Source organism: Glaciimonas sp. PCH181 (assembly GCF_003056055.1).
Classification (GTDB): domain Bacteria; phylum Pseudomonadota; class Gammaproteobacteria; order Burkholderiales; family Burkholderiaceae_D; genus Glaciimonas.
Map to the genome: position 1 here is coordinate 197,662 of NZ_PYFP01000006.1, position 16,848 is coordinate 214,509.

The following is a 16,848-nucleotide window of genomic DNA, read 5'->3' on the forward strand; positions in this document are numbered from 1 at the left end:
GGTGCCAATGATCGCGGCTCACCACAAAAAAAAGCGGAGCTGGTTTCCCGGCTCCGCTTTCATTTCTTAGCAACTTGATCAGTGACTTAGTAGCTGTTCACCAACAAATTTTTACGCCAACTGCCCATGACACTGTTTGTACTTTTTGCCGCTGCCGCATGGGCATGGATCGTTACGTCCGACTTTAGGCACTGCATCGAAAGGCGATTGAAATCTCACCTCATCCGGATGCGCGGTCGGCGCTAACAACTCTTCTGCGGCAGCATTAGGATTGAATTCGGCATGTTGATAATGCACGTTTTCCAGATGCGATTGCGACAGCTCTTCTTCCACTGCCTCAATCTCTTCGCGGTTTTCGATACGCACCGTCATCACTACGCGCACAACTTCATTCTTGATCAGATCAAGCATTTGACCGAACAACTCAAAGGCCTCGCGCTTGTATTCCTGCTTTGGATTCTTTTGTGCGTAACCGCGTAAATGGATACCCTGACGCAGATGATCCAGCGCTGCCAGATGCTCACGCCAATGGCTATCAACGCTTTGCAGCATGACGCTGCGCTCAAAACCGGCAAACGATTCTTTGCCAACGACTTCCGATTTAGCGGCGTAATCAGCGTCAGCAGTGGTCAAAACGCGATCCAGCAACTCATCATCGGTTAGATTAGGCTCAGCTTCTAATGTCTTTGCTAACGGGACTTCAAGATGCAATTCGTTGACTAATGCGGTCTCCAGCGATGGGATATCCCACTGCTCTTCGAGCGATTCTGCAGGCACGTAAGTACGGAAAGTATCGTTCAACACGCCGTGACGCAATGAACCGATCATCTCCGACACATCGGTCGATTCCAGCAATTCATTACGCTGTTGATAAATTACTTTACGTTGATCGTTGGCGACATCATCGTACTCCAGCAATTGCTTACGAATATCGAAGTTACGCGCTTCAACTTTACGCTGCGCGGACTCAATCGAACGAGAAACAATACCAGCCTCGATAGGCTCGCCTTCCGGCATTTTCAGACGATCCATAATGGCGCGTACACGGTCACCGGCAAAAATACGCAGTAAAGCGTCATCCAATGACAGATAAAAACGCGACGATCCTGGATCGCCCTGACGCGCTGCACGACCGCGCAACTGATTATCGACGCGACGCGACTCATGGCGCTCTGTACCAATAATGTGCAAACCACCCGCATTCGTCACATGGTCATGCAGTGATTGCCATTCATTGACTAACTTGGCCGATTGCGCTTCCTTCTGGCTATCAGTCAGGCTGTCATCCGCATCGATAAACTGAACTTGTTTTTCTACATTGCCGCCCAGCACAATATCCGTACCGCGACCTGCCATGTTGGTAGCGATGGTGATCGCCTTCGGGCTACCCGCTTGGGCAATAATTTCTGCCTCGCGGGCATGTTGCTTGGCGTTCAACACGTTATGCGGCAACTTGGCGTTGGCCAAAATGCCAGACAATAATTCTGAGTTTTCGATAGAAGTTGTACCAACCAGGACCGGTTGTCCGCGCTCGTAGCAATCCTGGATATCGTGCAACATTGCGTTGTACTTTTCCATCGACGTTTTATAGACCTGATCCTGACGGTCTTTACGCTGATTCGGTCGATTTTGCGGAATCACGACGGTTTCCAGACCGTAAATTTCTTGGAATTCGTAGGCTTCAGTATCAGCCGTACCCGTCATCCCGGCCAGCTTGCCGTACATACGGAAATAGTTCTGGAAAGTGATGGATGCCAGCGTTTGATTCTCGTTCTGAACCTTCACGCCTTCTTTCGCTTCCACCGCCTGATGCAAGCCATCCGACCAACGACGCCCTTGCATCATCCGGCCTGTGAATTCATCAACGATGACGACTTCACTGTTTTGAACCACGTAATGCTGATCCTTGTGATACAGCGAATGCGCGCGCAACGCAGCGTACAAGTGATGAATCAGGCTAATATTGGCAGCGTCATACAATGATGCGCCTTCTGCCAGCAATCCCATACTTGTCAGGATTTGTTCAGCTTTTTCGTGGCCAGCTTCTGTCAACAATACCTGATGGGCTTTTTCGTCCTTGGTGTAATCGCCAGGAACTTCAACTTTACCTTTACCATCCGGTGTTTCTTCGCCCACTTGCATGGTCAGCAGCGGCGGTACAGCATTGATTTTTAGATAAAGATCGGTATGATTTTCGGCTTGACCGGAAATAATCAGTGGCGTTCGCGCTTCATCGATCAGGATCGAGTCAACTTCATCGACAATCGCGAAATTTAGGACACGTTGCACGCGGTCCCGCGCCTCGAACACCATGTTATCGCGTAAATAATCAAAGCCGAACTCGTTATTGGTGCCATAAGTAATGTCAGCCGCATACGCAATTTGCTTATCATCGTGCTCTACAGCGGACAAATTCACACCCGTAGTCAGACCTAGCCAGCTATATAGGCGACCCATCCAGTCAGCATCGCGCTGTGCCAGATAGTCATTGACGGTCACGACGTGTACGCCCTTGCCAGCCAATGCATTCAAATACGCTGGCAGCGTTGCCATCAGCGTTTTACCTTCACCAGTACCCATTTCAGCAATTTTGCCGTAATGCAGGACCATTCCGCCAATCAACTGCACATCGAAGTGGCGCATTTTGAGGACGCGCTTACCGGCTTCGCGACAAACTGCAAACGCTTCCGGCAACAAATCATCCAGTTTTTCGCCCTTGGCGATGCGCTGCCTGAATTCCGACGTTTTAGCTTGTAACTGCTCGTCCGACAACTTTTCCATTGTCGGCTCGAGACCATTAATTTGGCTTACAGTTTTTTGGTATTGCTTGAGCAGTCGCTGGTTGCGGCTACCGAAAATCTGGGTCAGTAATGACATGCTTGGATTCTAAAAAAGGTATCGGAGGTATTTCGCGCTTCCATTGGACAACGCTATTTTTACATCAACCATAAACGTAAAATATAAAGCATGGGTCGGTAACAAGGAAAGCGAAACGAACAAAATGCTTAGAGGTCTGGAAATGCAGTAACACAAAACCGGACTACCACTAATTAAGTAACGGATTTTATCATGCGACCTTCGACAGGTTGGGGTTATGCATCAGGAAACAATACCTAACGCGCCAATTTGTAAGGTTTGATGCATCTTTATAACGGATAAAAAAGAAATGTGTGTTATTTAATCATCAACTCCGCCATTTTCGCCTGATCAGTCCCCGCTGCCAGAAATTTACGCGGATCTTGCGCCACATTTTTTATTCTGACCTCAAAATGCAGATGCGGCCCAGTTGAACGCCCCGTGCTGCCAATATCTGCAATATGCTGACCGCGCCGCACGATGTCACCTACTGTTACCAATAGTTTCGACGTATGTGCATAACGGGTAATGATGTCATTGCCATGATCAATGTCGAGCATGTTGCCATAAGCGGGATGATACTCGGCAGCGATCACCACACCGGCAGCAGCGGCGACGATAGGCGTGCCGGTCGCGGCAGGAAAATCCAGCCCTTCATGAAACGCGCTATGGCCGGTAAAAGGATCTAGTCGCCAGCCGAAACTGGATGAGTTGTAATTGACCGCAACCGGTTGATTGGTTGGCAACAATTTGCCCTTGATTTTATCGTTCATTAACGTGGTTTCCACCACATTCATATAATCGGCGCGATAGCCTATATCGCGTGACATGCCAGCCAGTGCCTGTTGAAATTCATCCATACTCAAAACGTGGGACGTCCGTTCTTTGACGTTGCTTGGCTCGATGCCGCCGGTTCCGGGTATTTCCTTGAAATTAAATTCTTCCGGCTTGACGCCTGCCAAACCCTGAACGCGCTCTCCAAGTGCATCCAGTCGTAACAGTTGGGCCTGCATCTGGCCTAATTTGACTGCCATTGCGGCTAAATTTTCTTTCAAGTATTGATTACTGTCCGGTGCATTACCGGCTGGTTCAGTCGAATACTTTGATAAAAAGGGGATGCTACCTGCATAACGAAAAGTGATTAAATAGACCAACGCCGTTGCGCATAGGACTGCGCCCAGAAAAATGGCCCCCATCAACGCAAAATGGCGCACGCCCAACGTAATCGATTTGGCTCTGGCAAAGCGTGCATGCAGCAAAATTACTTGCATCGTCGCGGTCTGGGCTTGGCGGTTACGTGATATGGTTTCGTCATCATGCGCAAACTCTCATTTTCCTCTTCGTTTGGGCAAGCGAAGACAGGCTCAAAATTTTCCAGGGCGGTCTCTCGCGACGCCTCCGATTTCCTGCGCGGTGACGACAAAATGGCAGCGTTATTGCCAACTTTGGGCCGCATGGCAGCATTGCAAAAACAATGTGGAATTGGATTGCCAAGCATGTTTGCGGCCTGCGAAGTCCTGCATTTTGACGCTGGGCAGTTAGTCTTGTCTGCTCCAAATGCCGCATTGGCGACCAAGCTGAAACAGCAATTACCGAAGCTACAGAGCTATTTGCTGGCGGAGAACTGGCAGGTTAATGGAATCCGAATCAAAGTGCAAGTTAGCCAAAACCTCAAAAAAATCACCCCAGTCAAGCAATTTAGCCTGACCCCGGAAGCGGCTTCTGCATTCTCCAATCTGGCCGTATCGCTGGAGGAATCGCCCCGTAACGAAGCATTGAAGGCTGCTCTTGCAGCGCTGGTTGGCCGCTATAAAGAGCAATCTAATAGATAAATCAACGTTGCGAGAGACGGTAAAGCCGCGATTATTTAAGATAATCCCGCAGTGTCGCAACTGATAACGAATGCAAAGGAAGCTGTGAATTGATATACGCCCTAAACTTAGCGGCCCACAAGACATTAGCTTAATTCAACGCCCATTCCTCAGTTGCCTGCCGCTGATACGTATCCGGCGCTAACGCCAAATCATCAAAGCTGACAATTTCATAGGCATCCGGCTGCGCAAGCAATGCCCGCAACAACTGGTTATTCATAGCGTGCCCGGACTTATGCGCTACGTAACTGGCTAGCAGAGGATGGCCGATCAAATATAAATCACCGATGGCGTCCAATATCTTGTGCCGCACGAACTCATTCTCATAGCGTAAACCATCGCTATTCAGAATCCGATACTCATCCATGACGATCGCATTTTCCAGCGAACCGCCTCGGGCCAAACCCATCCCGCGCAAAGTCTCAACGTCCTGCATAAAGCCAAAAGTACGCGCACGGGCGATCTCTTTGACATACGACTCAATACTGAAATCGACTTCAGCAGTCTGGCCGGTGCCGTCGACGGCAGGATGATGGAATTCAATAAAAAACTTTAACTTGAAGCCGTTACATGGCTCAAGACGCGCCCATTTTTCCTTGTCGCCCTGACCTTCGCGTACTTCAACAGTCTTTTTGACACGGATAAATTTCTTGGCAGCGCCTTGCTCTTCCAAGCCCGCTTGTTGTAGCAGAAATACGAATGAGGAGGCGGAGCCGTCCATGATCGGAATTTCTTCTGCAGTCAGATCGACGTATAAATTATCGATCCCTAAACCGGCGCAGGCTGAGAGCAAATGTTCCACCGTGGATACGCGCTCACCATCTTTGGATAGCACCGACGCCATGCGTGTATCGCCAACACTGTTCGCCGAGGCGGGAAAATCAATCACCGGATCCAGATCAATACGCCGGAAGACGATCCCGGTATCAATTGCAGCCGGGCGTAAGGTCAATTCAACCTTGGTGCCGGAGTGCAATCCGATTCCAACAGTTTTGACAAGTTTTTTGATAGTGCGTTGTTTTAACATGTTGTCATTATAGATGTTACCCAAAAGTTCGACTGTAACGATGTGTTGCCGTGTGGGGAAAAAAATACGGATCGGTATTTCATCCCACTCTTTGCCGGATTTAGTGGGGAACACCCAAAATAAAACGACGCTCAAGGCTTAATGCCACTCAGTTAACGCTGAACGGCATTCTTGTTTTATGGCAGTTGTATGCGATGGTGCAGAGGTTGGTAATTTACGCATAGGTTAACAGCTGGCACGAACGTTACAAGAAAAATAAAAATGCCGTCCAGTCTTAACTGAACGGCATTTGCGCTCAAGGCACCGTTTTATTATCAAATCGATCATGCAATCAAAGATTGCAACGCGATTTAGATTTGTCCCAACAAGACTTCTGCTTTCGATACTTCAAAAGTGCCACCTTGCTCGACGTTCAATTGTTTGACCACGCCGTTATCGATGAAAGCGGAGAAGCGTTGCGAACGTGTGCCCATGCCGAACTTACCGAAATCTGCTTCCAGACCCAGAGACTTGACGAAATCGGCATTGCCATCAGCCAATAAACGTACGATACCTGTGGCTTTTTGATCGCGGCCCCATGCACCCATGACGAAAGCATCGTTGACCGAAATTGCCCAAATTTCATCTACGCCTTTAGCTTTGAATTCAGCGGCAAGCTGAATATAGCCTGGCAAATGCTTGGCGGAGCAAGTTGGCGTGAATGCGCCCGGTACGGCGAACAAGGCGATTTTCTTGCCTTTGACTAAATCACTAACGTTAAAAGTATTTGGTCCAAGCGAACAACCTTCTGTTTCATTTTCGATGAACTCTGCTAATTTGCCTTCTGGCACGGTATCGCCGATTTTGATTGTCATGATGACTGTCCTTTTATCTAATTAATATGGTTTGCATGATGAAAATGGTGAAAACTGCTACTACGCGTTTAACATTTTTATCGTTACGTCGAATAATGAAAAGCCGCTTCGTTTACCGACGTTTCTACTCGCCGAAAATGATCGCCTTCTTGGTTTGTGACAGCAGAAATGTTACTTTCCAGCCGCCCAAAGAAAACGCCGCGCCAGAGCGACGCGGCGTTCCGAAGTATGCCCTGTTCCACGTTGTTTTGCAGGGCATCCCTCGTTTACACTCGTTCGCGGAAAGTATTCTGTGGCGACTTAGCCGCCATAAAATATCCCCGCTAGTTATTACTGTTAGTCCGCTTGCTTACGCAGGAAAGCCGGAATGTCATACGTTTCCATGCCATTCTTTTCCAATGCCCGAACCGTATCCGAAGCCGACTCACGACGCCATACTGCTGGCGCTTTCATGCCTTCGAATGACGAACTACCATGGCCGGAATGCGCGCTGGAATGACCATGACCATGCTGCATCATCGGTTCATTGTGCGTTCCAGTACGCAGCATTTGCGGCTGAACCAATTGCACCGATTTGCGAGCACGACCAAGGCCGGTTGCTACTACGGTGACACGGATGTCGTCGCCCATGGTTTCGTCGTAGGCGATACCTTGCGCAATCGACGCGTCCGGTGCTGCAAACGCACGCACAGTTGCCATGACTTCCTTGATTTCCTTACCCTTCAGGCTGCGACTTGCGGTCACATTCACCAACACGCCACGCGCACCGGACAAATCGATACCATCCAGCAACGGCGACGCGACAGCTTGTTCGGCCGCCAGACGAGCGCGGTCAACGCCGTGCGCTGTTGCCGTTCCCATCATCGCCTTGCCTTGTTCGCCCATGATCGTCTTAACGTCATTGAAATCGACGTTGATATGACCCGGTACGTTAATGATTTCTGCAATCCCGGCTACCGCATTGTTGAGCACATCATCGGCGTGTTCCAGCCATTCAACCATGCTGTCGTCTTCGTAAATCTCTTCCAGCTTTTCGTTAAGAATAATAATCAACGAATCAACGTGTTGAGACAGCGCTTCCAGACCTTCATCAGCGAGGTCCATGCACTTCTGACCTTCGTAAGAAAATGGTTTGGACACCACCGCAACCGTCAGCGCGCCTAGTTCTTTAGCGATCTGTGCGACCACCGGCGCAGCGCCAGTACCAGTACCGCCGCCCATACCGGCTGCGATAAATACCATGTGCGCACCGCGCAGTGCATCTTCAATCCGCGCCCGGGACTCTTCCGCCAATTGACGGCCGACTTCCGGCTTCATCCCTGCGCCCAGACCGGTATCACCGATCTGAATCACGTTATGCGCTTTGGATTGCTTCAGCGCCTGGGCATCGGTGTTGGCAGCGATAAACTCGACTCCCGAAACACCCTTATTGATCATATGCTGAACCGCATTGCCGCCAGCGCCACCGACGCCAACGACTTTAATCACGGTACCCAGCGTTGCATTGTCAAGCATATCGATTTCCATGATGTTTCCTCATAAAGTTGCAGCATCCAGTCAATAGGCATCACGCGGTGTGAGGCCTAGCAACTGAGAACTGCGCGTTACATTAACAACAAAAAACAACCATAAACATTTACCAGCCAATTTAATAATGTCCTGCTACATCTGCTGCGTTTGTTCTATCGCCGTTATTAGTAACTACTCGTACAGCAATATTGATGCCATCGGTTCATTGACTGCTACGTCAACGATTGACGTTTAAAAATTACCTAAAAACCATTCCTTCATGCGCTGCCAGACAGCCTTTGCAGAACCCTCCTGACGCGTCACGATATAACCGCGCAGATACTGTTTTTTTGCTTCCAGCAGCAAGCCCAGCACTGTTGAGTAGCGTGGACTCCGCACCACATCGGCCAATTGACCGCTGTAATGTGGCGTTCCCAAACGTGCTGGCTTCAGGAAAATATCTTCGGCTAATTCGATCATGCCGGGCATCAATGCAGAACCGCCAGTCAGAACGATACCGCTCGATAACACCTCTTCGTAACCGGACTCACGCACGACTTGATGCACCAAAGCGAACAACTCTTCGACACGTGGCTCGATCACAGCGGCTAATGCCTGCCGCGACAGATTGCGCGAGCTGCGATCACCCAGGCCGGGCACTTCCAACGTTTCACCAGGATCAGCCAGAATCTGCTTGGCGACGCCGTAGCGCAATTTGATTTCTTCTGCTTCTGCAGTTGGCGTACGCAATGCCATCGCGATATCGTTGGTAATCTGATCGCCAGCAATCGGGATCACAGCGGTGTGACGAATCGCGCCTTCTGTGAAAACCGCGACGTCGGTCGTGCCGCCGCCGATATCCACCAAGACCACGCCGAGTTCTTTTTCATCGGGGGTCAGCACAGCGTCGGCCGAGGCCATTGGCTGCAAAATTAAATCCGATACTTCCAGCCCGCAACGACGAACGCACTTGACGATATTCTGTACCGCAGAGACCGCGCCGGTGACGATATGCACCTTTACTTCTAGTCGGATACCGCTCATGCCGATTGGTTCACGCACGTCTTCCTGACTATCGACAATAAACTCTTGCGGCACCGTGTGCAGCAATTGCTGATCGGTCGGGATGTTCACTGCTTTAGCCGTTTCGATCACCCGCGAGACATCCGCTGCGGTGACTTCCTTGTCCTTGATAGCGACCATACCGCTGGAATTGAAGCTGCGAATATGGCTGCCGGCGATGCCGGTGTACACATTGCGAATCTTGCAGTCTGCCATCAGTTCTGCCTCTTCCAGCGCACGCTGGATAGACTCGACGGTGGCCTCGATGTTGACCACGACTCCCTTCTTTAATCCCTTGGATTCATGTTGACCAAGTCCGATCACTTCATGGCGTCCGTCAGGCAGAATCTCGGCCACCACCGCCACCACTTTAGAGGTGCCAATGTCGAGGCCAACGATCAGATTTTTTGCGTCTTTAGTCATAATGTTTCGCTTATTTTTTCTTATTTCCCAATCCCGCGCCAAGGCCACTCGCCTTTAACGCCAGACCATTCGGATAACGCATATCCACACTTTCAATGCGGTCCTGCAAACGCGACAACAACTGCGGGTAAATCTCTACCAGTCGATCAACGCGCTCATGCAAAGTCGTCTTGCTTTGCTCTCGCCCCAGTGCCACGGTCATACCGTTATCCAGCTTTACGCTCCAGGCATAGCGCGGCGACAATTCCACGTCAACCGGCGTTAACTTGAGCGGAGCGAACCATTTCTGAAATTCTGCAAAACGTGCCAGAACATCTTTCTCGCTACCAGTAGGACCACCAAATTTCAAGAGATCGCCATCCTCTTCCGCCTCGTCCAGATTGGCGATAAACAAATCGCCTTTGGCCGACAACAAGCGACCATCGTCATCCCAAGTGCCGAGCGGTTGATGCTCTTCAATTGTGACCACCAACTGATTCGGCCATTCACGTTGCACCGAAGCTTTGCGCACCCAAGGCACCGACTCAAACGCTGCCCGCACCGAATCCAGATTAGATGTAAAAAAATTGCCCTTGATACGCGGCAATGCACTGGCGCGTATCGTCAATGGATTCACCCGGCGCAGTTCACTTTGGTCTACGCCCTCAACCCGAATTACCTTCAACGTAAACATCGGGCGCTGTGCCAGCCACCACACCCCGGATGCCAGCAAGACGAGCAAAACCAGCCCAAACAAGGCATTGGAAGTTGCATTCAATATTTTGATGTCTTGCCACATAGTTGCTATCTTTATCGCTAATGCTTACACCGTTTGCTAATGCAAAACCTTGCTGGAACACACTACTAAGCCGACCTCTGGCACTACTCAGTCAGGAGTCCATTCTTTAGTCGGCTTCAAATCAAGCGCCGCCGACGCCAATATCTCGACACACAATTCTTCGTAGCTAGATCCCGCCTGTTTTGCCGACATCGGCACCAACGAATGGCCGGTCATTCCGGGAGAAGTGTTAATCTCTAACAGAAACGGTGCGTTATCACTGGCCCGCAACATAAAATCGACCCGCGCCCAGCCTTTGCAACCAATCGCATTGAAAGCCTGTACGGCCAGCGCCTGTATCCGCTGTGTCAACGCTTCATCCAACGGCGCGGGGCATAAATATTTGGTGTCATCGGTGAAGTATTTGTGCTGATAGTCGTAATTGCCATCCGGTGCACGAATCTCCACGATAGGCAGCGCCCGCGCAGTACGACCAGCGCCCAATACCGGTACTGTCAGCTCACGTCCGGCGATAAATTCCTCCGCCAGCACGACCTCGTCATACTTCGCACACAAAGCGAAGCCATCATCAATATCTGCGTAACTATTTACTTTGCTGATGCCGATAGTCGAGCCTTCATGCGGCGCTTTAAGCATCAACGGCAAACCCAGAACATCCGGCAATTGACGCAATTCTTCAGCCGATGCACTAAGAGAATCCAGCACCAGAAAGCGTGGCGTAGGCAAACCGGCGCTTTGCCAGACATGCTTACTCATCACTTTATCCATCGCAATCGCCGAAGCCATCACGCCAGGTCCGGTATAAGGAATACCGAGTTGTTCCAACGCACCCTGAATAGTGCCGTCTTCGCCGTACCGCCCGTGCAGGGCGATAAATACGCGATCAAATTTTTCTGCCGCCAGTTCCGCCAGACTACGCTCAGCCGGATCAAACAAGTGCGCATCGACACCTTGGTTTTTCAATGCCTGCACGACGCCATTGCCGGACATTTTTGAGACTTCGCGCTCAGCCGAACGCCCGCCGAACAGAACGCCGACTTTTCCGAATTGGGTGTTGATATTTTGCGTACTCATATCTTATTCATGCCTCATTTGCTTACGTTTGCCTAGGTCTGCTTGCGTTATTTACGCATCGTGCCCAACAACTCTGTCTTGTCTTTAATCCGGTGCTGCCTGATTCACCAACTGGGCAGGCACACCGCTGATCGATCCCGCGCCCATGGTCATAACAACGTCGCCATCACGCACTATGTTGACAATTGCTGCATGCATATCGCTGATATTTTCGACAAAGACCAGTTCGCCCATTCCAGCAACGCGCAATGCGTGTGCCAAGGCCCGTCCATCCGCAGCGACGATCGGCATTTCACCGGCGGCATACACCTCTGCCAAAACCAACACATCAACGCTGGATAAAACCTTGACGAAATCTTCGAACAAATCACGTGTCCGCGTGTAGCGATGCGGCTGAAACGCCAACACCAGCCGACGTCCCGGATAGGCGCCTCGTGCGGCAGAAATCGTCGCTGCGGTTTCGACCGGATGATGTCCATAGTCATCTACCAGCGCGTAAGTACCCGCAGACTTGGTATCCGTTGCCAGCACAGGGATTTCGCCATAGCGGGTAAAGCGGCGACCAACACCATGGAACTCGGTCAGCGCTTTTTGAATCGCGGCATCGGCAACCCCAAGTTCACGCGCAATCGCCACGGCGGCGCAGGCGTTTTGCACGTTATGCATGCCGGGTTGATTTAAGCTGATCGGCATTGGTGCATAGCCTTCTTGCACCACGGTAAATTGCATATGACCAGCCACCGCTTTGGCGTCAATCGCCCGCACTTGCGCATCTTCACGAAAGCCGTAAGTCGTAATCGGCTTAGAAATTTGCGGCATGATTTCACGCACGTTAGCATCGTCGATACAAAGCACCGCGACGCCATAAAATGGCAGACGGGTCGTGAATTCCACAAACGCTTGTTTCAACTTGCCGAAGTCATGATCATAGGTTTCCATATGATCAGCATCGATATTCGTAATAACTTCGATTACTGGCGACAGATTGAGAAACGAAGCGTCTGACTCATCCGCCTCGGCAACAATAAAATCACCTGAACCGAGCTTGGCGTTTGCCCCTGCGCTGGTCAGACGGCCACCGATCACAAACGTTGGATCCAGTCCGCCTTCAGCCAATACGCTCGCCACTAAACTGGTCGTCGTCGTTTTGCCATGCGTACCGGCAATCGCAATCCCACGCTTCAGGCGCATCAATTCGGCCAACATCATTGCGCGCGGCACGATCGGAATATGTTTTTCACGGCCGGCGACAACTTCCGGGTTATCCGCTTTTACCGCCGTCGATGTCACGATAGCGTTGGCGTTCAGAATATTTTCCGCAGCGTGACCCAATGTCACTTTGGCACCTAGCTTTGCCAGACGGCGGGTCGCAGCATTAGACCCAAGATCCGAGCCGGACACGGTATAGCCGAGGTTCAACAACACTTCAGCGATCCCGCTCATGCCGGAACCGCCGATACCTACAAAATGAATATTTTTAACTTTATGTTTCATGACGACTTTCCACCTGCTAATTCTTCAAGGACCTGCGCGATAGTTTGATTGGCATCGCGCCGACCGTTTTCATACGCTGCCTGTGCCAAAGCCTGACAATCCTGCCGTGTCATACTGGTCAACAATGCAGACAAACGCTCTTTATTTAACTCACTTTGCGGCAAATGAATCGCCGCCTTTTTTGTCGACATCCAGCGCGCGTTATCGCGTTGATGCGAGGTTGTTGACGCAACCAACGGAATCAACACACTGGCAACACCTGCCGCGGTTAACTCAGAAACCGTGATCGCACCGGCGCGGCATACCACCAAATCGGCATCGGCATAACGGCGCGGCATATCATCAATAAAAGCGACTACTTCTGCCGCGACCCCGGCCGCTTTGTAGGCGGCCTGCAATGCTGCTATATGTTGCTTGCCGGATTGATGCGTCACGCTTGGCCGTAATTCTGCAGGCATCAGCGCCAACGCTGCTGGCAAACAATCGTTAAGCGCTTTTGCCCCCAAACTACCGCCGACCACTAACAATCGTAATGGCCCGATACGCCCATTGAAACGCTGCGTGGGCAACGGCAATTGCATGATTTCCTCACGCACGGGATTGCCGGTGACTTTTGCCTTCTTACCGAGATTACTCAAAGCAGCGGGCAAACCAAACAACACGCGTTGCGCTAACGGGGCCAATACTTTATTCGACAACAGCAACGCAGCATCTGCATTCACTAATACCAGCGGCACGTTACGCAGCCGCGCCATGACACCACCGGGGACGGTGACATACCCGCCCATGCCGAGTATCACGTCAGGTTTGCGCCGACCAATAACGCTAAAGCAAGCGGGAAAACTCACCAGCAACCGCCACACGCCGCGCAATGAATGCGCAAGACCTTTGCCGCGCAGACCAGAAAACGTGATGCGGTCCATCTCAATATTGTGGCGCGGCACCAGATCGCCTTCCATCCCATGCGTCGTACCAAGCCAGGTCACATCCCAGCCACGTTGCCGCATGGTGTCGGCAATTGCCAGACCTGGGAAAATATGTCCGCCAGTACCCGCCGCCATAATCAATAATTTTTTCGAAGGCATCATGAACGCCCTCCGCGCATCATGACGCGATTCTCGTAATCGATTCTCAACAAAATCGCTAATCCAACACAGTTAATCAGTACGCCCGAACCGCCGTAACTCATCAGCGGCAAGGTCAAACCTTTGGTCGGCAACAAACCCAGATTGACGCCCATATTAATAAAGGTTTGGACCCCGATCCAGATGCCGATTCCCTTAGCGGTGAGACCGGCAAAAACCTGCTCCATCGCAATCGCCTGACGGCCAATCTCAAAAGCGCGCTTGATAATCCAGTAAAACATGATGACCACTGCCAACACGCCAACGAAACCAAGCTCTTCACCAATCACTGCCAGCAAAAAGTCGGTATGCGCTTCTGGCAAGTAGTGCAATTTCTCAACACTTGCGCCAAGTCCAACACCAAATATTTCTCCGCGTCCGAAAGCGATCAGCGAATGCGAAAGTTGGTAAGCCTTGCCCAACGCATTATCTTGATCCCATGGATTCAGATACGCAAAAATCCGTTCTCTGCGCCAAGGCGATAACCAGATCACCAGCGAAAACATCACGGATAACATCGCCGTGATGCCGCCAAACCAAATACCGTTAATACCGCCCAAAAACAAAATGCCCATGGCGATGCAGACAATCACACCGAGTGCGCCAAGATCCGGCTCTAGCATCAACAGCAATCCGACTAATCCGACTGCTGCTGTCATCGGCAAAAAGCCCTTGGTCAACTTGTGCATCACTTCTTGTTTACGGACGGTGTAATTGGCCGCATATAAGACGATGAACAACTTCATTAATTCCGATGGTTGCAAATTAAAGACGTGGAACGATAACCAGCGTTTGGCACCGTTCACGCCCTTACCTAAACCGGGCACCAACACGAGCGCCAGCAATACCAACGTGCCAACAAATAAATACGGTGCCCAACGTTGCCAGGTGGCGATGCGTATCCGGAAAGTCACCAGTCCAGCAACAATAGAAACACTAATAAATATCGCCTGACGCAATAGAAAGATGTAGCTTTTATAACTAGCGTATTTAGGCGAATCCGGTAATGCAATCGAAGCCGAATACACCATCACCAGGCCAAGCAGCATTAACAATATGACGACCCATACCAACGGCTGGTCGTACTCCATCATCTTCGAGCGCTGCACCCCGGGCTTGGTACCATCGACCGAACGTGGCCGCGCCTGCGCCTGCGGTTTTTCCGCAGCTTTATCGCTACCCCCTGAGAAAAATGGGAACGCGAATTTCATATGCTGACCTCGCCGCGTGAGAGCGCCAATTCACGTACCGCAGCACCGAATGTCTCCGCCCGATGAACATAACTGCGGAACATGTCGAAACTGGCGCATGCAGGGGATAACAGTACGGCATCGCCAGCGTGGGCAAGTTCAGCGCCGCGTTGCACCGCTTGCTCCAGCGTTTCGCAATCGACGATATCGATACCAGCCGCCAACAAAGTGCTGTTCACAGCGTGGCGAATAGCATCGGCATCGCGCCCGATCAATATTAATGCGCGGCCATAATGTGCCAACGGTTCTGCTAAGGGCGTGAAGTCCTGCCCTTTGCCATCACCGCCAGCAATCAGCACCAACCGATTTGGCGTAGCACCGCCATCCGGACCGCGGCCTAAACCATTCAGCGCAGCGACTGTGGCACCAACATTTGTGCCTTTGCTGTCGTCGTAATATTCGACGTTATCAATCGTCGCCAACAATTCCACCCGATGCGGTTCACCACGATATTCTCGCAAGCCGTGCAACAACGAGGCAAATGGCAAGCCGATGGCACGCCCCAAAGCTAACGCCGCTAAGGCATTAGCGGCGTTGTGCTGACCGCGAATCCGCAGTGCATCGGCGGGCATCAAACGATTGATAACAATCGGCAATGCTTCAACTTGCTGTTTTTTACCGCGTTTTTTCTCTAACTCTTCCTCTACCTCGGCAGCCACCGCTAACCATTGCATGCCGTTGTCATGCGTCAGGCCAAAGCAGTCTGCGTGATGCGGCTCATCGACGCCAAAAGTAATGGTTGTTACAGGATTAGTCACTGGGTTCGTCACGCCCGTCCGGGGAGCCAATTGCATGACCAGTGGATCGTCACGATTCAACACCCGCGTGGTATTTTCACCAAAAATCCGTGCTTTGTCAGCAGCGTAGGCGGCCATGTCGCCGTGCCAGTCAAGATGATCCTGCGTCAGATTTAATACCGTCGCTGCATCTGCTTGCAAGCTATACGTCGTGTGCAACTGGAAACTCGACAACTCCAGCACCCAGATTTGCGGCAAGGCTTCTGCATCCAGCGCGCTACGCAACACATCCAGCGCTGCCGGACTAATATTGCCCGCGACCTGGACGGTGAAACCTGCGCGCTGACACAGCAAGCCGGTCAGACTGGTGACGGTGGTTTTACCATTAGTGCCGGTGATGGCGATAATTTTCGGGTTGTAATCCTGACTTTCGCGTAGCGCAGCCAGACCCTGTGCGAAAAGTTCGATTTCTCCCCAGACGGGAATCTCAGCAAGTGCTGCCGCTGGAATAATTTCCTTCAGTTCCCGGATCGGTGCCAGTCCCGGACTGACCGCGACAAAGGCGATGCCGTCCAGAAGTGAGGCATTAAAAGTGCCATCTTCACTACCATCATTGCCACCGATAAATTCGACATCAGGAACAACCGCAAGCAATTGCTCCAAACGTTCTGGTGCAGCGCGCGTATCGGCCACGCGCAGTGTCGCACCGCAGCGTGCCAGCCACAGAGCCATTGCCAGTCCGGATTCACCCAAACCCAGCACCAGAACATGTTTACCGATGTATGTCAT

General features: G+C 51.3%; 13 protein-coding genes. 1 reads left to right on the forward strand and 12 read right to left on the reverse strand.

The window, feature by feature from the left end; all coding sequences use genetic code 11:
• Window positions 1-111: 111 nt before the first annotated feature.
• The gene (gene secA, locus C7W93_RS24010) at window positions 112-2,877 is read right to left on the reverse strand and encodes a preprotein translocase subunit SecA (RefSeq protein ID WP_108442857.1); all 2,766 of its coding nucleotides are present in this window, start codon (window positions 2,875-2,877) and stop codon (window positions 112-114) included.
• 296 nt (window positions 2,878-3,173) lie between these two features.
• The gene (locus C7W93_RS24015) at window positions 3,174-4,127 is read right to left on the reverse strand and encodes a M23 family metallopeptidase (RefSeq protein WP_108442858.1); all 954 of its coding nucleotides are present in this window, start codon (window positions 4,125-4,127) and stop codon (window positions 3,174-3,176) included.
• Between the two features lie 45 nt (window positions 4,128-4,172).
• On the opposite strand from C7W93_RS24015, the gene C7W93_RS24020 reads away from it, so the two are divergent.
• Entirely contained in the window at window positions 4,173-4,688 is a 516-nt protein-coding gene (locus C7W93_RS24020) for a hypothetical protein (RefSeq protein ID WP_108442859.1), read from the forward strand.
• Window positions 4,689-4,818: 130 nt separating this feature from the next.
• On the opposite strand, the gene lpxC is transcribed toward C7W93_RS24020, so the two are convergent.
• From lpxC to murD, 10 genes are all read right to left on the reverse strand, one after another.
• Window positions 4,819-5,754 (reverse strand): UDP-3-O-acyl-N-acetylglucosamine deacetylase, encoded by a 936-nt coding sequence (gene lpxC / locus C7W93_RS24025; protein WP_108442928.1) that lies wholly within the window; start codon window positions 5,752-5,754, stop codon window positions 4,819-4,821.
• A 350-nt stretch (window positions 5,755-6,104) separates the two neighbouring features.
• On the reverse strand, window positions 6,105-6,608 hold the full coding sequence (locus C7W93_RS24030; RefSeq protein WP_108442860.1) for a peroxiredoxin: 504 nt from the start codon (window positions 6,606-6,608) through the stop codon (window positions 6,105-6,107).
• A gap of 336 nt (window positions 6,609-6,944) precedes the next feature.
• The gene (gene ftsZ, locus C7W93_RS24035) at window positions 6,945-8,135 is read right to left on the reverse strand and encodes a cell division protein FtsZ (RefSeq protein ID WP_108442861.1); all 1,191 of its coding nucleotides are present in this window, start codon (window positions 8,133-8,135) and stop codon (window positions 6,945-6,947) included.
• 234 nt (window positions 8,136-8,369) lie between these two features.
• Window positions 8,370-9,602, reverse strand: a complete 1,233-nt coding sequence (gene ftsA, locus C7W93_RS24040) for a cell division protein FtsA (RefSeq protein WP_108442862.1) — start codon at window positions 9,600-9,602, stop codon at window positions 8,370-8,372.
• Between the two features lie 10 nt (window positions 9,603-9,612).
• Window positions 9,613-10,380, reverse strand: a complete 768-nt coding sequence (locus C7W93_RS24045) for a cell division protein FtsQ/DivIB (RefSeq protein WP_108442863.1) — start codon at window positions 10,378-10,380, stop codon at window positions 9,613-9,615.
• Window positions 10,381-10,467: 87 nt separating this feature from the next.
• A complete protein-coding gene (locus C7W93_RS24050) occupies window positions 10,468-11,454 on the reverse strand; it encodes a D-alanine--D-alanine ligase (protein WP_108442864.1) in 987 nt (328 codons plus the stop codon).
• Between the two features lie 84 nt (window positions 11,455-11,538).
• The gene (gene murC, locus C7W93_RS24055; protein WP_108442865.1) at window positions 11,539-12,948 is read right to left on the reverse strand and encodes a UDP-N-acetylmuramate--L-alanine ligase; all 1,410 of its coding nucleotides are present in this window, start codon (window positions 12,946-12,948) and stop codon (window positions 11,539-11,541) included.
• Window positions 12,945-14,036, reverse strand: coding sequence for an undecaprenyldiphospho-muramoylpentapeptide beta-N-acetylglucosaminyltransferase (gene murG, locus C7W93_RS24060; protein WP_108442866.1), 1,092 nt, complete (start codon window positions 14,034-14,036; stop codon window positions 12,945-12,947). Before murG ends, murC begins: the two co-directional genes overlap by 4 nt.
• Window positions 14,033-15,283: a putative lipid II flippase FtsW gene (gene ftsW / locus C7W93_RS24065; protein ID WP_108442867.1), complete on the reverse strand. Its 1,251-nt coding sequence runs from the start codon at window positions 15,281-15,283 to the stop codon at window positions 14,033-14,035. Before ftsW ends, murG begins: the two co-directional genes overlap by 4 nt.
• Window positions 15,280-16,848, reverse strand: a complete 1,569-nt coding sequence (murD, locus tag C7W93_RS24070) for a UDP-N-acetylmuramoyl-L-alanine--D-glutamate ligase (RefSeq protein ID WP_108442868.1) — start codon at window positions 16,846-16,848, stop codon at window positions 15,280-15,282. The genes ftsW and murD overlap by 4 nt, the downstream gene beginning before the upstream one ends.